Raw genomic sequence first — 16,286 nt, 5'->3', positions numbered from 1 at the left:
TATTATTGAGAAAAAATCCTAAGTTAAAAGTTGACTAAAAGGAGGAGGAATTATTTTAGTTTCTCCTCAATTTTCCTTTTAAGGAAGTATAAAATGAGTAAAAACAAGCTGTACATAGGTTTAGATGTAGGTTCTACAACAGTTAAAGCGGTTGTCATGGAGCCAGATACAGAATCTATCCTATACCATAACTATCTGCGTCATCATGCCCATCAAAGGAATTCTGTAAATGTCTTATTAAAGGAAATAAAAGAAGCTTTCCCTAACGAGTCCTTTCAAATGGCTATCTGCGGCTCTGGTGGGCGGGATATTGCTGATGATCTGGGTGTATTCTTTATCCAGGAAGTTGTATCCAATGCTCTGGCTGTAAGAGAAAAACATCAGAACACCAGTGTAGCTGTGGAGCTGGGGGGACAGGACGCAAAGATCATTTATTTTCACCATGATGAGGCCACTGGTAAACTCATTGCCTCTGATATGAGAATGAATGGTTCCTGTGCTGGGGGAACTGGTGCTTTTATTGATGAGGTCGCTAAAATCCTTCAGGTCCCTGTAGAAGAGTTCGAACAACATGCCTCTCAGGGGAAAGATGTCTATGATATATCCGGTCGATGTGGGGTTTTTGCTAAAACAGATATTCAACCCCTCTTAAATCAAGGGGTGTCTAAAGCTGATATTGCTTTATCCACATTCCATGCTATAGCTAAGCAGACCATTGGTGGTCTAGCTCAGGGATTGGAGATTCATCCTCCTGTTCTCTTTGTTGGGGGGCCTTTAACTTTTAACCCCACCCTTATTCGGGTATTCAAAGAGCGTTTAGGCTTAGAAGAGGATGAAGTTCTTATTCCTGTTAATCCGGAAGTCTTTATGGCTTTTGGTTCTGCCTTGAGTATGAAGAGTCTCTTTATCGATCAAGAACAAACCTTTGATATACAGAAAGGGATAGATACCCTGGCCAATCCTGTTAAAAGGGAAAAGACAAGTGATAACTTTGAGGCCATACCTTTCTTTGATAATCAAAAAGAATTGGATACCTTTGTTGAGCAGAATCAACTTCCTCAAATCACTCCTCCTGATCTAAAGGCAGGAGATACACTACAAGTCTATGTCGGTATTGACGGCGGATCTACCACTAGTAAGTTCATCTTTATGACTCCTGATGAAGAAGTGGTAGATGCTTTTTATTCTTCTAACAAAGGGGAACCTCTAAAAGTAGTCAAAGAGGCTCTTCTTCAAAAGCAGCAGTATTATGCTGATAGGGGAGTCACTTTAGAAGTCCTCGGCCTTGGAACAACAGGTTATGGAGAAGGATTATTCGCTAAAGCCTTTGGTGCGGATTACCATACCGTTGAGACTGTTGCCCATGCAGAAGCCGCTTTGAAACATGTCCCGGAAGCTTCTTTTGTTCTGGATATCGGTGGGCAGGATATGAAAGCCATTACCATATCTGAAGGGGTTGTTACGGGTATCACTCTTAATGAAGCCTGTTCTGCAGGTTGTGGTTCCTTTCTGGAAAACTTTGCCAGTAATTTAGGTATTCCTTTAAGTGATATTGAGAACAAGGCTTTTGAGTCCAAGAGTCCCAGCCGTTTGGGATCCCGATGTACGGTCTTTATGAACTCCAGTATCATTACGGAACAGAAAAACGGGAAAAGCCCTTCTGATATCGTAGCCGGGTTATGTAAGTCCATTATTGAGAATGTTTTCACCAAGGTTATTCGAATCAATAACTTTGATCTTCTTGGCAACACTATTGTGGTCCAGGGAGGAACTTTTAAAAACAGAGCTGTTCTGAGAGCCCTTGAAATGTACACCAACAAAAGAGTTGTACGTGCTCCCTATCCGGGGGAAATGGGAGCCATTGGTATTGCTCTTTTGACAAAGCAAAGACAACAAGGCCGGCCTTCCACCTTTATCGGCTTTGATAATCTACATGAGTTCGGTTTCACCCAGAAGAGCGGGATTATTTGTAACTACTGTTCTAATAACTGTTCCCGAACATTGATTACTTTTCCATCAGGGGAGATTTTTGTAACTGGTAATCGCTGTGAAAGGGGAGAAGTGATTGGCGATTCTGCAGAAGATAAGCAAAAGGTTAAGGACTTAGCCAAGAAGCTTCGTAAAACAACAAACCTTGATGAGTATCGACGCCGTCTGTTATTCAAAGATTATGAGATCAAACAGCTTAGTCAGCCTAAGGACATTACCCTTGGTATTCCCAGGGTTCTTGAATTCTGGTCCAGTATGCCCTTCTGGAATGCTTTCCTCAGGTCCCTTGGATTTAAGATTCAACTATCAGCCCCTTCCAGTATGAAGCGTTTCGAAGAGGGCCTTCCTACTATACCTTCGGATACTGTGTGCTTCCCGGCTAAGTTAGTGCATGGTCATATTCTTGATCTTATTGATAAGAAGGTTGACCGTATTTTCTTCCCTATGATGAACCGTATGGCACCGGAAGTGAAGAATGTTCAAAGTGAACATGTCTGTGCCGTTGTTAAGGGGTATCCTCTTGTGATTAGAGAGAATCTGGAACCTCAGACCAAATATGGAGTAACCTTTGACACGCCTCTGTTCCACTGGCTCGATGATAGAACCCGTCTCTTACAATTACAAGACTATTTCTCCCAGACTTTCGGTTTAAAGAAAGAGGATATTGCTGCTGCTGTAACTATTGGCCAAAAGGCCCTGGATACGTTCCATGAAGAGCTGGTTCTCCAGGGACAGGAAGTTCTGGCTTCCCTGGAAGGTTCAAATGACTTCGCTGTTCTTATGGCAGGTCGTCCTTACCATACGGATAATCTTATTAACCATGATTTGGCTAATCAGTTCCGTAATATGGGGATTCCCGTACTAACCATCGATAGCCTTCCGGGCATCTGGGAAAAGGAATTAAATGTTACAAGAGCCGAATTAACCAATAACTTCCATGTGAGAATGATGGCCGCTGCTAAGTATGCGGCTACCCATCCTAATCTGGAATATGTTCAGATCGTAAGCTTTGGCTGTGGTCATGATGCGGTTATCACCGATGAGATTACCCGTCTTCTCAAAGATGGAGGGGATAAGGATCCTCTTGTTCTTAAGATGGACGAAAGCGATGTGGCGGGACCTCTGGCTATCAGAGTGAAATCTTTTGTAGAAAGTATTCGTACAAAACGAAAGAAAGTGGGACCTCCCACTCCCAAGGCATTTAAGGATCCTTATGAAGTTAAGTTTCATAAGGAAGATGTGAAGGAAAAGGTTATCCTTGTTCCTAATGTCTCAGAGGCTTTTGGTATCCTTATATCAAGCGTTATTAGAAAGCAGGGGTATCGGGTAGAGTCTATGCCTTTGGCAGGGGATAATGCCCTTCGTCTTGGTAAGAAATATGTGCATAATGATATGTGTTTCCCTGCCCAGATTAATATTGGGGAATTCCTGGATTATATTGAAAAGTCGGATTATTCCCCTGATGAGGTGGTTCTTGGTTTGGCAAAGGATCAATGTGACTGCCGTTTAGCCCATTATGCAACAGCCGCCCGTCGTGCTCTGGATGAAGCAGGATATCCTCAGGTTCCTATCATTACCACAGACCGTGACACTAAGAATATGCATCCAGGTTTTAATCTTAATCCTCTCTTTGACTATAACATGGCATGGGGATTAGTTATGATGGATAATCTGGAAGACCTTCGTCATAAGATCAGACCTTATGAAAAGACAGCTGGTCAGACGGATAAGGTTTTTATAGAACAAGTGAAGATTATTTCTTCCGCTTTGGAAAAGAAGGGCGTTCGCGGGGCTCTAAAGGCCTTCCGAAAGTCTATAGGCATTCTTGAAAAGGTTCCCCATGATCGAAGTGAACCTTATCCAAAGGTCTTTATCATAGGGGAGTATCTTCTCAACTACCATCCTGCCAGTAACTATAATATTGAATATTATCTGGAAAAGAATGGTATGGAAGTGATAATGCCCCGCATGATAGATATCTTCCGTCGAGAGTTTGTTAAGCAAAAAGCAGAGGCTCATAATTACCATGTGAAGTATCCTGTCATGGATTGGATGATGGTGAATATAAGTGACAAAATGATCCAGTTTGTTAACGATAAGATTGATAAGATTTGTCGTCAAGAATCGGAAATCATTACTCCTTATACGGACTTGTATGAAATAGCTCGTCTCTCAGATCCCTTGGTAGACCGTATCTTTACGTCTGGTGAAGGTTGGCTTATCCCCGGTGAGATCAGTCATCATGCCCAGCATGGGGTCAGCAGCTTTGTGATTATGCAGCCCTTTGGTTGTCTTCCTAATCACATAACAGGGCGGGGGATTGTTAAGTCTCTTAAGAAGAAGTTCCCCGACTCTCAGATTCTTAGTCTGGATTTCGATCCTGATACAAGCTTTGCCAACATTGAGAATCGTCTACAGATGTTGGTTATGGGAGCCAAAGAACGGGTTCAGGAAGAAAAGAAAAAACAGATAGAAAAGGAAGGAATTGAGGTATGAGTTTTGATATAACCTTTAAAGTGAGGGATTACGAGTGTGACTTGCAGGGGGTTGTTAATAATGGGGTTTACCTTAATTATCTGGAGCATACTCGTCATGAGTATCTTCGCAGTCTTGATATCGATTTTAAAGCCCTCCACCAGGAGGGTATTGATCCTATGGTCTCCAGGGTAGAGATGGATTATAAAAGACCTCTCACCAGTGGAGATGAATTTATTAGCAGCCTTTCGGTCCGCAAGGAAGGGAGGCTTCGCATTATCTTTGATCAAAAGATCTATCGGGGAGAAGAACTTGTTCTTGCGGCTAAAGTTATAGCTGTTGTCGTCAAAAACGGTCGCCCTGTTCCTCCCGAGCAAGGTGTACCCGGTTGGAACTTAGAACATTGATTTGATCCTGATCCATCTCTCTTCAGCTCTTTTGGCAGATACCTTCATAGAAGGTTTTACTTCTGGACTGAAGAGGGATAATTTCCATTCTTCTATAAACCATCTATATTCATGGTACAGCTTCCTCTTTTCCGGCGACCAGCTCTCATTGGGATCAAAGCGATAGAGTTGCTCAATCCAGGGATCTATTTCCAGCTGTTTATTATGATCTTTAACAGGATCGAGGATTCCCCTTTCTGTTCTCTTAAGAATTCCCCGGGCATAACGCCCCAGATTAAAGACTTCGTCCACAGAGTATCCCTGGGGAAAGTCCTTTGGAAAGAGTGTTTCCAGATCAGACATTCTCTCCTGAACAAAACTACCCTTTGTTTGACTATCTGCTTTGGCTAGGAATCTTCGTGTCACCCCATACTGAATAATGCTGTCCTCAAGTATTTGGAAAGCCTGCTCTGTTCGTTGAGGCAAGAGATCTCTAACAGTTTCCAGGCCTCGTTGCCAGTCCTCTTTGGTCAGGGTTTGCTTATTCCATAAACCTGTTAATAGGGAAGACCAGTAACGTTCTGCTATGGCCGTTCGACCACCGAAGTATACAGCATCATTGTGCCGTTCCTTACTTAACTCAGAGGATCGCTTTAACGCCTGGACTTGATGGGATAATTGGTGAAGCATAAGATTTTCTACTCCCCCTATCATTAGCTCCTTTGCCAGAAGGGGATCTTTGTAGAGCCGGAAGGCTGTATTGCTTCCTTCCTTCGTTAGGGCAGGATAGAGGGTTATACTCTGCTTTTTACGGAGGGTAACCTTAAGTTCTGATGGAAATTCCTCCCATATCCAATCTTCTATGATATTGATTTCTTCTTTTTTCTTGATCTTGTTGAGATCTGTGCTTGTGGCGATCTTTTCATTGAGTACCCCTGCATTTCTGGCTGTCTTGAGCTCTTTTCCTTCAGAGTCTGTTAGAGATACTCTCATCTTCAGATGATCCGGGAGTTTATCCTGATTCCATTCATCGATGGGAATTTGGTGTTGATATTCTTTGAGTATGATCGTGCTTAAGTTTTGGAGAAAAGGGGTCGTGTGGTCTGTGAGTAAGCTTGTGATATGATCAACTTTATCCGGTACTGGTACTAAAGGAATCCGATAGGCTTTGGGAAGCCCTTTGATAAGGGCTAAAACCTTTTCCTTTAATAAACCTGGCACAAGATATTCCACTTCATAGGGACTTACTTCATCCCTTTGGGCCAGAGGTACTTTGAGAGTCACCCCATCTTTGCGGCTGTCTGGATTGAAGCTGTATTCCAGAACAAAATCACTTCCCCCTGAGGTGAAGCGATCAGGAAATAACTCTGCTAAATCTTCTGGTTTATCCTTCTGGAGTAGATCCTCTTCCTGTAGGATAAGGTCATCCTGCCCTTTTTCTCTGATTCTTTGAATCAGGCTGTTCAAGTCATAACAGGTTTTAAGCTTCTTTTTGTAGAATTCAAGGAGCTCATAATCGCTGATTAGGAGATCTTTTCTTCTCGTTTTGTCTTCTATATTCTCGAGGGATTGGCGTAATTCACTATTGTACTTAAGAAACTCTAATTTTATCTTCTGCTGAGGGAATAGATCTTCTTCTATTAAAGCCCCCTGGATAAAGATATTTGTACTCTCTTCGGGACTAATAGGTCCATAGGGAGCCTGTTCGCCATCTTGTAGAAGAAATCCATAATAGGTGGTTTTTCTAGCGGCTTGTACTTGTCCGCTTTTTTTATTCCAATGGGGATTACTATAGGAGTATTTTACCAAATGACTGGCCAGGTCTATTAACCAGGTAGGATCAATTTTGGCTGCTTCCCGGGCGTACAGTCTTCCTGTCTTGATCATAAGCCCACTCATTATCCAGGGATGTCCTTGACCAAAGAGACTTGAACCGGGAAATACCATAGCTTCTTTAGAACCTACGGTTTTATACATATTAGGATTAGGCTTGCGACCTTTGGGTGCTTCCATGATGATTTGCTTAGCAACCTGAGTCAGAAAACCTGATAATAAAGCCCTATGCAGTCTGGTATAACCGGGGGGAAAGTCTTCTGATTTTGAAAGGAGTTCCTGATCTCCCAGATTCTTTACAGGTAGCTTTTCCTCTTCTAACATCTCTTTTATTTGTCTGTAGATATCCTGCCATTCATTGACTCGCTTAAAAGATATGAAGTTCCTTTTACAAAATTTGCGGACAGCTCCTTTACCTTGAGATCTCTCCCTTTCAATAGCAGTCCATAAGTTTAGATAGAAAAGCATATCCGAATCTTTACTTCGGAATTGTTGATGGGCCTGATCTGCTTCTTTCTCTTTGTCTGTAGGTCTTTCCCTGGGGTCCTGTATGGATAGGGCTCCGATAATGACAAGACTATCTTCCAGACATCCTTCTTTGGCTGCTTGAATCAGAATACGACTATGTCTGGGATCGAGTGGAAGGCGGGCCATGATCTTCCCTTCTGTGGTGAGACGGTAACTTTGGTTATGGCCTGATTTTTTTTGAGGGATTTGTTCGATGGCTTTTAGTTCTAATAGAAGTTTATACCCATCCCTGAGGTGTTTATCTGTAGGGCGGTCAATAAAGGGGAACTTTTCCATGTCATCCAGACGAAGGTTGATCATTCTGAGGATAACTTCTGATAGATTTGTCCTCAGGATCTCAGGAAGGGTGAATTCCTCCCTATTTCGATAATCCTCTTCTGAGTATAAACGTATACAGATCCCTTCCTGAACACGGCCGGCCCGTCCCTTTCTTTGATCTGCACTGGACCTTGATATTCTTGTAATTGGCAGGCTCATTGCTCGGGAGCCTGGACTATATTGACTGATCCTGGCCAGGCCTGAGTCAATTACATAACGGATTCGGGGAATGGTAAGGGAGGTCTCTGCTACATTAGTAGAAACGATAACCCTTCTAAAATCACCAGGTTTAAAGACTTTGTTTTGTTCATTTCTACTGAGTCTGGCGTAAAGGGGAAGGACTTCTGTATGTCCCAATCCTAAACCTTGTAGATTATCCACTGTCTCTCTAATATCATTTTCTGTCGGGAGAAAAATGAGAATATCCCCTGTATTCGTGGAGCTGAGTATGTCTGCTGTTTTCAGTGCACAGGCTTCGGCTACATTGTCCTCTTCTTCAATGGGGGCATACTTTACATCAACAGGATAGGTTCTCCCTGATACTTCGATGATAGGAGCCCCTTCAAAAGCCTTGGAGAACTTCTGTGTATCAATAGTTGCTGATGTGATGATGAGCTTAAGATCTCGTCTCTTATGAAGTAGGCTTTTCAGAATCCCTAATAAGAAGTCAATGTTCAGACTACGTTCATGGGCTTCATCAATGATAAGAGTATCATATTCATTGAGGAAGGGATCTCCCTGGGTCTCGGCCAGGAGGACCCCGTCAGTGATTACTTTTATATAGCCCTCATTGTTAAGGTTCTCAGCAAAGCGAATTTTAAAACCTACGTCTTTACCAAGGGGCTGACCTAATTCTTCTGCAATACGGGAAGCGACCGACGTGGCGGCAATACGCCGGGGCTGTGTACATCCTATACGGCCACTGACACCCCGACCGGCTTCCAAGCAGAACTTGGGGATTTGGGTCGTCTTACCAGAACCAGTGGCTCCTGAGAGAATAAGTACTTGATTATTTCTTATCGTTCGAATGATCTCGTCTTTCTTGGCTACTATAGGTAGATCTGGATAACTGGCGATCCTTGGTAGGTTCCTCTGCCTTCTCCGGCGACGTTCTTCTGCTTTGGATATTTTATTTTTTAACGATTCTATTTCTTCGTCTGTTGCTTGTTTCTTTCTTTTTAATCGCCCTAGTTCTTTGCGTAAGCTTAATTGCTCCAGTCGTGGCGCTTTGCGAACCAGACTTTCTAATTCTTTCATGAAGAGAATCTTAACAGAAGTTTGACCCCTAACCAAGGCTTTATTGCTTATTAGAGTATAAGTGATTGGGTGAGTTTATAATGACTGTTAGTAAACCCATTCTTTTCATAGAAGGCATGAGCTTTTAACCTTTTTTTATTGGAGGCGACTTCAAGACTGACACAACCTTCTGTGACCGCAATGTCTTTGAAATGTGACAGCATTTGAGATCCTATGTGGGAACCTCTGGCTTCAGGGAGTACGATTAATTCTAGAATCTCTGCCACTAAACCGCAATGATGGAGGTGAGGGGCTATGATCATGGAGCCAAAGGCTAAGGTGGTATCCTCCCTTTGCCCTATTAAGAGTGTATGATTAGGATTAAGAAGACATTGAGTGTAATAGCTTTGGAAAAGTGTTTCATCAAAAATGCTGTCTTCTAAAAGATTGATCATTCTGTAAGCCTGTTGAGCATCCTCTGTGGTCGCCTGTCTGATGGTTAACTTCATGAATACCAGAATATCACTTTACATGAAATGGGACAATTTTATTAATGTGAGAAGTTGATTTGTTAGGATTTTTAAGGGTAACTTATTATGAGGGGGAATAGTATGAAATGTATCGGTTTAATTGGTGGAATGAGTTGGGAGTCAACTCTGGATTATTATAAATATATAAATGAAGCTGTGAAAGCTCGTCTGGGCGGACTACATTCCGCTCAAGTTATCATTCATTCTGTAGACTTCGCTGAGATCGCAAGGTTGCAGTCCTTGGGGGATTGGTACGAATTAACTAAGTTTATGACAAATGCAGCCCAATCTTTAGAAAGGGCTGGGGCTCAAATGGTTCTCATTGGGGCTAATACTATGCATAAGGTCTTTGATCAGGTTCAAGTCGAAATCGATATCCCTCTTGTCCACATAGCCGATGCGGCTGGTGAAGACATCAAAAGGAAGGGATTCTCTAAGGTGGCTCTTTTAGGTACTAAATATACTATGGAAGAGGATTTCTATAGAGGGAGACTTAAGACCGTTTATGACATTGATGTTATGCTCCCCCAGGCAGAAGAACGGGATTTGATACATAAGGTCATCTATGAAGAGCTTTGTATTGGTAACTTAAAAGAAGATAGTAAAAAGGCTTATCTAAATATAATGAATAGACTCATAACTGAGGGAGCTCAGGGCATTATCATGGGATGTACAGAGATACCTCTCTTAATCAAACAAGAGGATTGTGAATATCCCTTATTCGATACAACCCGACTTCATAGTGAGTGGGCTGTGGATATGGCCTTAAGTGATGGATAGTCTCTTCTTCCTTATCAATGGAATGGCTGTTTTTTTTGGTTTAGGATCTTTAGCCTTTACTGTGACCTTATCTGTTGTCACTAAAAGTGCAAAGCTTCGTTTATACAGCTTCATTCAGTTGCTTCTCATACTCCGTCATGGGCTTTATATTTTTAAAGCAGATATTCCGGTATTGGATTTACCTGAAGGAATCATCAATTATTTGTATTTGTCAGATTTCTGCCTGATTCTTCTTTTGATCTACTCCGTATGTTTTTACTTGAATAGGATTCTCTCTTTAAATTATAAAAGGCAGTTGCTGCCTTTGTTAATTCCTTTTACTGTGCTGTACTTTTATGCGGGGATCTCCTCCCTGGGCTCATGGTCAACATCGGCTATAGGTAGCTTTTCTCCTTTAGTATGGATTATCTGTGGATATGGATCTCTTATCTATCTTGGAGTCCTTTCCTTGATCAATTTGTATAAATTGAAAGCAGAGGAATTACGAAGCCTGGGTAAAATAGCTTCTGTCATTGTTATTGTCTTTTCTGTTGTAATGGCTGTGGATGATCTGTATCTCTTTCCTTCTCTTAATAGGTATGGCTTCTTTTCTTTTCCTCTGTTTTTACTGGTTTGGAATGTCTTAAGTATTGTGATTTTAGTGAGTCTTTATTTAAAGCCAAGTGAAGGTAGGGGAATTAAACTGGCCAAGTTAGCTGATACTTATAGTCTTAGTGCGCGAGAGAAGGAAATAGCTGAGCACTTAGTATCTGGCTTATCCTATAAGGAGATAGGGTCTTGTCTGAATGTCTCTATGGGGACTGTGAAAACTCATGTCTATAATATATACAATAAAACAGGGGTCTCTAGTAAATTAGAACTCATCTCAAAGGTGCGTGATTGGGAATCATGACAATTCCTTAGGTCTAATTTGGCAATTTCATGAACATTCATGATTGTCGTCTCTCTTCCGGAAGTTGATGATTATCTCATTAGCTTTTTAGGAGGCGATATGCGCTTTATCTATCTATGTTTTGTTTTGTTTTTGTGTGGTTGTCATTTAATGAATCCCAATCAACCTGGTAATCTTGTCCCTGCTACTGTAGATCAAGACTCTTCTCTTCCGTCTTTTCCTTTGAAAGATACACTACTTCATCTAGAAACCATGGGTAATCCGGATAATCCGGTTATTATTTTTCTCCATGGAGGGCCAGGTAATGACTACCTTTCTATGACCCGCCTAGCTGATGAGTTTGAAGGCGTTCGTCTTAGTGATAATTATTATCTTGTCTTTTGGGATCAGAGAGGTTCTGGGCTGTCCCAGCGACAAAATGATCCAAAGACACTATCTCTAGATCAATACCTTGCGGATTTAGAATATCTGGTTGACTCTTTTGCTCCTGGAAGACAGGTAATATTATTTGGACATTCCTGGGGAGGGCAGTATGCTGCCCAGTATATGAATGCCCATCCTGACAGGATTGCCGGAGCCGTTTTATTTGAGCCAGGTGAGTTTAGTACAGCGCTAGGTAGGAAAATGGAAAGTTCTTCTGTTAATTTCTTGAGTGAAGTTATTAATGATTTCCTTTGGATTAGACAGTTCTTTTCCGTATCTGATCATGAAATGGCTGACTATCTATACCTTATCAGTTTAGGAGATCCTGCTTATGGTGCTGATAGGCATAATGATCCTTCTCCTAATTGGAGAATCAGTGCTTCTGTTCTGCAATTTCTCTATTTTGAAGAGTTGGTGGATGGGGAGTTCGATTTTACTTTGAACCTGGGAAAAGTAAAACCTGAGATTCTCTTTATAGCTGGTGGTTTGTCGACAGAGATGGGCGAAGGTTTTCAAAAACACCAAGCTCAGCTTTTTAAAAGGGCCAGGGTAGAAGTCGTCCCGGATGCTGGTCATAGCGATGTGACATGGTCAAAGGGGGATGTCAGTATGAAAATCGTGAATCAATATTTGGCAACTCTTGATTTATCAGGAGCACGAAAATGAAGCGATTAATCATTATTACATCCTTTTTACTCCTACTCTTAACCTATTCGCTAAGTGCAGAGACTTCACATAGTACCATCTATATTGCCTTTGGTTTTGATTATGGCCTGGCAAGTTTAACAACCGGTTACAGCCATAGTATCAATAAGGATTTGGATGTTTCTATAGATTTTACCATCCCCACTGTTAAAATGGATACGGACGAGTATCGATTGCGCGTAGGGGGAGATCTGCGTATCTTTGAGGCAGGGTCTATTTCTATACCCCTGCATTCTTCTCTGGTCTATCGTGGTTTTGGTAATTCTTTAGTAAAAGGACATGGCTTGGGCATGGAGTTAGGTATGCGCCCAGGTGTTTATTTTGAAAACTGGTCTTTGGGAGGGGAGTTTATTTGGGATCGTCAATTGGTAACTTATTTAAAGCATAGCGACTATTATAAAAGATGGTTCTATAAGGATGTCAAAGATGGGTGGTATTCTGCTTCGGGAGATACTCTTCGTTTAGGCATAGTAAGTACTTATTCTCTCTCTGATAGCTTTGCCCTGGGTTTTAATGGAGGATATGAATATCATGGCCTTTACAAAACGGTAGCCCCGCCGGCTTATCTTGTAACCACTGCACGTTATATATACTGATATTATTATGATACTATTTTATAAAGCAGTAATCACAGAAGTATTTATTACTTTCTCTTATCTCTTTCTCTGTACCAGTTTATTCAAAAATTATTGTTATATATTACGATGAGTATCATTATAAGTGATCTGTTTATTTTTAAGATTTATATAGAAAGTATGGACCTATGGTTCATAGCTGATAAGAAACAAAGGAGTGTTTTGTGAAGAATAAATTTATGGGGCTTATATTTATCCTGTTATGTCCCATGGCTATAATAGCTGGTTCTTTTTCTATTGATGAGAGAAAAGTAGAGAATGTAGAGGGAATTAAAACCATTGTCTTTGAATTAGATGGTCCTAGCAGTGTGATAACGATAGATAGGGCTAGGCAGTCCTATCTATTAAGGGGAGGAAAGAATAAAGACAAACTTGAACTTACATTAAATGGTTTTCTGGATACCTCAAACAAGAAGAGTGTTCCCTCCCTATTAGTAGAGAGAAAAGATTCGGTTCTGGTTATTAGAATATTTAAAAAATCTCTGTTCATGTTCCAGCTTATTCAGAAAGGATCATTTAACTTTGAGGTTGTTTTACCTGAATCCTTTGAGGGAGATCTTTTGGTCCGTGATATTTCAAATGATATTCAACTTAATCAAATTGAAGCAGCTAGTCTGACAGTAAACTCCAGCTCTGGTGATGTATTCCTTACTGACGTGGACAGTTCTGAAGTAGAAATTAATGCTAGCTCTGGTGATATAACAGCTAGTGATATGAGATCGGATAAACGGATTAATTTTAAAGCTTCGTCTGGTGACATTGATATAGATCAGTGGACTGTTAATCTTGCTAACCTTTCCGCTAGTTCAGGATATATTAGAGGAAAAAACATTCTTGGTTCTGTTCTTAGTATTGACGCTAGTTCAGGTAGAATTGAACTGGATAAAATATCTGTGGACGATCTAATGACAAGAGCTTCCTCTGGTAAAATAAAGATTGCTCATCTATCCTCTTCTCATTCTGACATTTTTGCTTCTTCTGGTAATGTTTTAGTAGGTATGGATTCCTGGAAAGGGAATATGAATATTAAAAGTAGTTCAGGAGACGTTTTAGTAGAACTACCCTCTGGGTCAAAGTTTAATTTTAGTCTTAATGCCTCTTCTGGAAAAATAAAAAGTGACTTCAAGTTACTAACAGAAATTTCTGGACTATCACATAGTAAAATCAAAGGTGAAGCCAATGGCGGGGGCTACGAACTAGATATTAAAGCTTCCAGTGGAGACATCACCATTAAAGAGCTTTTGTAAATTGGTCTGTTTGGTGAAGCATTTGGGAGTATAAACTATCTCTCTGCTGGAAATATTTATAATATAGTCATGCAATGAATAGTATTGTTTAATAATGCTGACCGGTTGGTAAGTTTTTTATTGTTATATTAATGTCTTCCTTTTATAGTTTAGTTAAGCTAGCAATTAAAGGAGATGAATATGAGAAAAAAAATAGCGTTCAGTACGTTCATTGCATTGCTCTTGGTTTTCTATTCCTGTGAGAACTTTATGATGGATTCACAATCCTCAGATAAGGTGAATTCGATTGAAGAGGAATCCTCATCCCGTTCTGTAAGTGATTTTTTTGTAGGGCTACAATTAAGTGATGCTGGTATTACAGGAAATAATTTTGGTGAAGAAGTATATACATATTCTGTAGGTCAGAAGCGAAGTCACTGGTCCCCTTGGGCTTTTGATAGTAACAAATACAATCCTGACGCTCTAAGAGTGAATCTTGAAATCGCTAGTACTATTTTAAAAGATGGAATTGATTTTAGAATAGGGTTCCAATGTTCAGATGACAAAGGTGGTAGCCAGTATGGGGATATTTTTTATACTCAATGGGCCAGTGAAGCCATAAACAATTCAGAATGGTCTGATTGGGGTGGTGATTCTAATCTAGTAGGCTTTGATGGTATTCGTGCACGTATTGAGACAAGAATAATAGAAGAATTTAAATGTTCTGATGTTAGGCTGCTGGTCCAATTGGCTGACGATAAGGGAACAAGTCAATATGGGGATATTGGATATACAAATTGGGCTACACAAGGGGGCGGATGGTCTGCCTGGGTGTCTGATTCAAATAGATATGACCCAGATACTGTTAGAGTTAAACTTGAAGTAAAATAGAAATTTTATTGCTAGCTATAATAAATAGAGAATTACTAAAACGTATGAACATAAAAAAACTCCTAATTAATTGATAAACAATTATTAGGAGTTTTACACCATAAATCTTTATTGATTAAAGATTTGCTAAACATGAAAGTTTAGCAGGGGCAGGACTCGAACCTGCGGCCTCCGGGTTATGAGCCCGACGAGCTACCTACTGCTCTACCCTGCGTCGTTCGTTGTGAGTGGTAATATAATGACTCCACGAAAAAGTGTCAACAGTGATTACCAAATTTATATTAAACTTTCTTTGAGTGCTTTTAATACAGCTAAGTTTTGCTTTTCTGTTCCAATGGTTATACGTATCCATTCAGGCATCCCAAAGCTTATGAGAGATCGTATTGTTACTCCCGCTTTTAACATTCTATCAAAGATCTTTTTAGAATCTTGATTAACATTCACACAAATAAAATTGGCCTGAGTTGGATAATAAAATAGTCCAAGTGAAGTAAGTCCCTCTTCCAATTGGGCTAGGCCCGTTTTGTTACTTTGAAAGGATTGTATAACAAAATCACGATCATCTAGGGCCGCTTTAGCGGCTACTTGCCCCAGAGTCCCTACATTGAACGGTTGTTTTGCTTTCCAGATATCTTGAATAATATCTTTATTGGATATTCCATAACCAACACGAAGAGCGGCTAAACCATAGATCTTTGAGAATGTTCTTAAAATAATGAGGTTGTTGTACTTATTAAGTAAATTGACGGAATGGGGATAATCTTCTGCACGAACATATTCATTGTAAGCTTCATCTAACACGACTAACACTTCGGAAGGTACTTTATCCAGAAATTTAAGGATATCTTTTTCGGGCCAATAGGTTCCTGTAGGATTATTGGGATTACATATAAAGATCATCTTAGTACTGGACGTTATAGACGCCTCCATAGCTTCTAAGTCATGATATCCCTCTTTCAAAGGTACTTGTATAGGAGTGGCTCCCATAATTTTTGTTGCAAAGAGATATTCACTAAAAGTCTCTTTAGCCAATATGACTTCATCATTTGGAGTTAGATACGTGAGCCCTAAAAGGGTAATGATTTCATCAGAACCATTTCCAATTATCAAGTTATCATTCTGAGTTCCAAGATGTTGTGACAATCTAGTTCGTAGCTCACTATACGCTCCATCTGGATAGATAAATGACTGATCTAGGTATTGTTTCATAGCCTGAGTGGCTTTTGGTGAGGTCCCTAGAGGGTTTTCGTTGCTTGAAAGTTTAATAGCCCCCGGTACCTTAACACCAGCACTATAGGGAATTAAGTTCTGTATTGTTTCTCTTGTCTTCATAAAAGTACTCTATCCTTAAGTATTAATGGTTGAAAAGATCCTCACTTGTAAATATTCTAAAAGATCCGTACTTTTTAGTTAATTTAGTGAGAGAAAATAATAAGAGG

At 40.4% G+C, this 16,286-nt stretch carries 11 protein-coding genes and 1 tRNA gene; 8 read left to right on the top strand and 4 right to left on the bottom strand.

What is annotated here, in order from left to right:
- Positions 1 to 93 precede the first annotated feature (93 nt).
- Both K345_RS20720 and K345_RS20715 read left to right on the top strand, forming a co-directional pair.
- Positions 94 to 4,485, top strand: a complete 4,392-nt coding sequence (locus K345_RS20720; RefSeq protein WP_053228231.1) for an acyl-CoA dehydratase activase — start codon at positions 94 to 96, stop codon at positions 4,483 to 4,485.
- Positions 4,482 to 4,871 carry an acyl-CoA thioesterase gene (locus K345_RS20715; RefSeq protein WP_053228230.1) on the top strand — a complete coding sequence of 130 codons (390 nt, stop codon included), beginning with the start codon at positions 4,482 to 4,484 and terminating at the stop codon, positions 4,869 to 4,871. Before K345_RS20720 ends, K345_RS20715 begins: the two co-directional genes overlap by 4 nt.
- On the opposite strand, the gene hrpA is transcribed toward K345_RS20715, so the two are convergent.
- Positions 4,860 to 8,786 (bottom strand): ATP-dependent RNA helicase HrpA, encoded by a 3,927-nt coding sequence (gene hrpA, locus K345_RS0110750; protein ID WP_037572062.1) that lies wholly within the window; start codon positions 8,784 to 8,786, stop codon positions 4,860 to 4,862. The genes K345_RS20715 and hrpA overlap by 12 nt on opposite strands.
- A 50-nt stretch (positions 8,787 to 8,836) precedes the next feature.
- The gene (locus K345_RS0110745) at positions 8,837 to 9,274 is read right to left on the bottom strand and encodes a GNAT family N-acetyltransferase (RefSeq protein ID WP_028974147.1); all 438 of its coding nucleotides are present in this window, start codon (positions 9,272 to 9,274) and stop codon (positions 8,837 to 8,839) included.
- 102 nt (positions 9,275 to 9,376) lie between these two features.
- Here K345_RS0110745 and K345_RS0110740 point away from each other — a divergent pair, with 102 nt between their 5' ends.
- The 6 genes from K345_RS0110740 (at position 9,377) to K345_RS0110715 (ending at position 14,847) form a co-directional block, all read left to right on the top strand.
- Positions 9,377 to 10,075 (top strand): aspartate/glutamate racemase family protein, encoded by a 699-nt coding sequence (locus K345_RS0110740; protein WP_028974146.1) that lies wholly within the window; start codon positions 9,377 to 9,379, stop codon positions 10,073 to 10,075.
- Positions 10,068 to 10,967, top strand: a complete 900-nt coding sequence (locus K345_RS0110735; RefSeq protein ID WP_028974145.1) for a response regulator transcription factor — start codon at positions 10,068 to 10,070, stop codon at positions 10,965 to 10,967. Before K345_RS0110740 ends, K345_RS0110735 begins: the two co-directional genes overlap by 8 nt.
- Positions 10,968 to 11,006: 39 nt before the next feature.
- Positions 11,007 to 12,056, top strand: coding sequence for an alpha/beta fold hydrolase (locus tag K345_RS22380; RefSeq protein ID WP_083963729.1), 1,050 nt, complete (start codon positions 11,007 to 11,009; stop codon positions 12,054 to 12,056).
- Entirely contained in the window at positions 12,053 to 12,691 is a 639-nt protein-coding gene (locus K345_RS0110725; protein ID WP_028974144.1) for a hypothetical protein, read from the top strand. Before K345_RS22380 ends, K345_RS0110725 begins: the two co-directional genes overlap by 4 nt.
- Before the next feature lie 203 nt (positions 12,692 to 12,894).
- Entirely contained in the window at positions 12,895 to 13,977 is a 1,083-nt protein-coding gene (locus tag K345_RS0110720; RefSeq protein ID WP_028974143.1) for a DUF4097 family beta strand repeat-containing protein, read from the top strand.
- A gap of 180 nt (positions 13,978 to 14,157) precedes the next feature.
- A complete protein-coding gene (locus K345_RS0110715) occupies positions 14,158 to 14,847 on the top strand; it encodes a hypothetical protein (protein WP_028974142.1) in 690 nt (229 codons plus the stop codon).
- Between the two features lie 141 nt (positions 14,848 to 14,988).
- On the opposite strand, the gene K345_RS0110710 is transcribed toward K345_RS0110715, so the two are convergent.
- A tRNA-Met gene (locus K345_RS0110710) sits at positions 14,989 to 15,061 on the bottom strand.
- A 62-nt stretch (positions 15,062 to 15,123) separates the two neighbouring features.
- Positions 15,124 to 16,179 carry a histidinol-phosphate transaminase gene (gene hisC / locus K345_RS0110705; RefSeq protein WP_028974141.1) on the bottom strand — a complete coding sequence of 352 codons (1,056 nt, stop codon included), beginning with the start codon at positions 16,177 to 16,179 and terminating at the stop codon, positions 15,124 to 15,126.
- Between the last annotated feature and the right edge of the window lie 107 nt (positions 16,180 to 16,286).

The sequence above is a fragment of the Spirochaeta cellobiosiphila DSM 17781 genome, from assembly GCF_000426705.1.
Classification (GTDB): Bacteria; Spirochaetota; Spirochaetia; order DSM-17781; family DSM-17781; genus Spirochaeta_E; species Spirochaeta_E cellobiosiphila.
This window is presented reverse-complemented; position numbering and strand designations above follow the sequence as displayed.

Bases quoted from the DNA above. Each gene is read 5' to 3' on its own strand.
- K345_RS20720 (WP_053228231.1), top strand. From the start codon at position 94: ATGAGTAAAAACAAGCTGTACATAGGTTTAGATGTAGGTTCTACAACA.
- K345_RS20715 (WP_053228230.1), top strand. From the start codon at position 4,482: ATGAGTTTTGATATAACCTTTAAAGTGAGGGATTACGAGTGTGACTTG.
- K345_RS0110715 (WP_028974142.1), top strand. From the start codon at position 14,158: ATGAGAAAAAAAATAGCGTTCAGTACGTTCATTGCATTGCTCTTGGTT.
- hrpA (WP_037572062.1), bottom strand. From the start codon at position 8,786: ATGAAAGAATTAGAAAGTCTGGTTCGCAAAGCGCCACGACTGGAGCAA.
- K345_RS0110740 (WP_028974146.1), top strand. From the start codon at position 9,377: ATGAAATGTATCGGTTTAATTGGTGGAATGAGTTGGGAGTCAACTCTG.
- hisC (WP_028974141.1), bottom strand. From the start codon at position 16,179: ATGAAGACAAGAGAAACAATACAGAACTTAATTCCCTATAGTGCTGGT.
- K345_RS0110735 (WP_028974145.1), top strand. From the start codon at position 10,068: ATGGATAGTCTCTTCTTCCTTATCAATGGAATGGCTGTTTTTTTTGGT.
- K345_RS0110725 (WP_028974144.1), top strand. From the start codon at position 12,053: ATGAAGCGATTAATCATTATTACATCCTTTTTACTCCTACTCTTAACC.
- K345_RS0110745 (WP_028974147.1), bottom strand. From the start codon at position 9,274: ATGAAGTTAACCATCAGACAGGCGACCACAGAGGATGCTCAACAGGCT.
- K345_RS22380 (WP_083963729.1), top strand. From the start codon at position 11,007: ATGATTGTCGTCTCTCTTCCGGAAGTTGATGATTATCTCATTAGCTTT.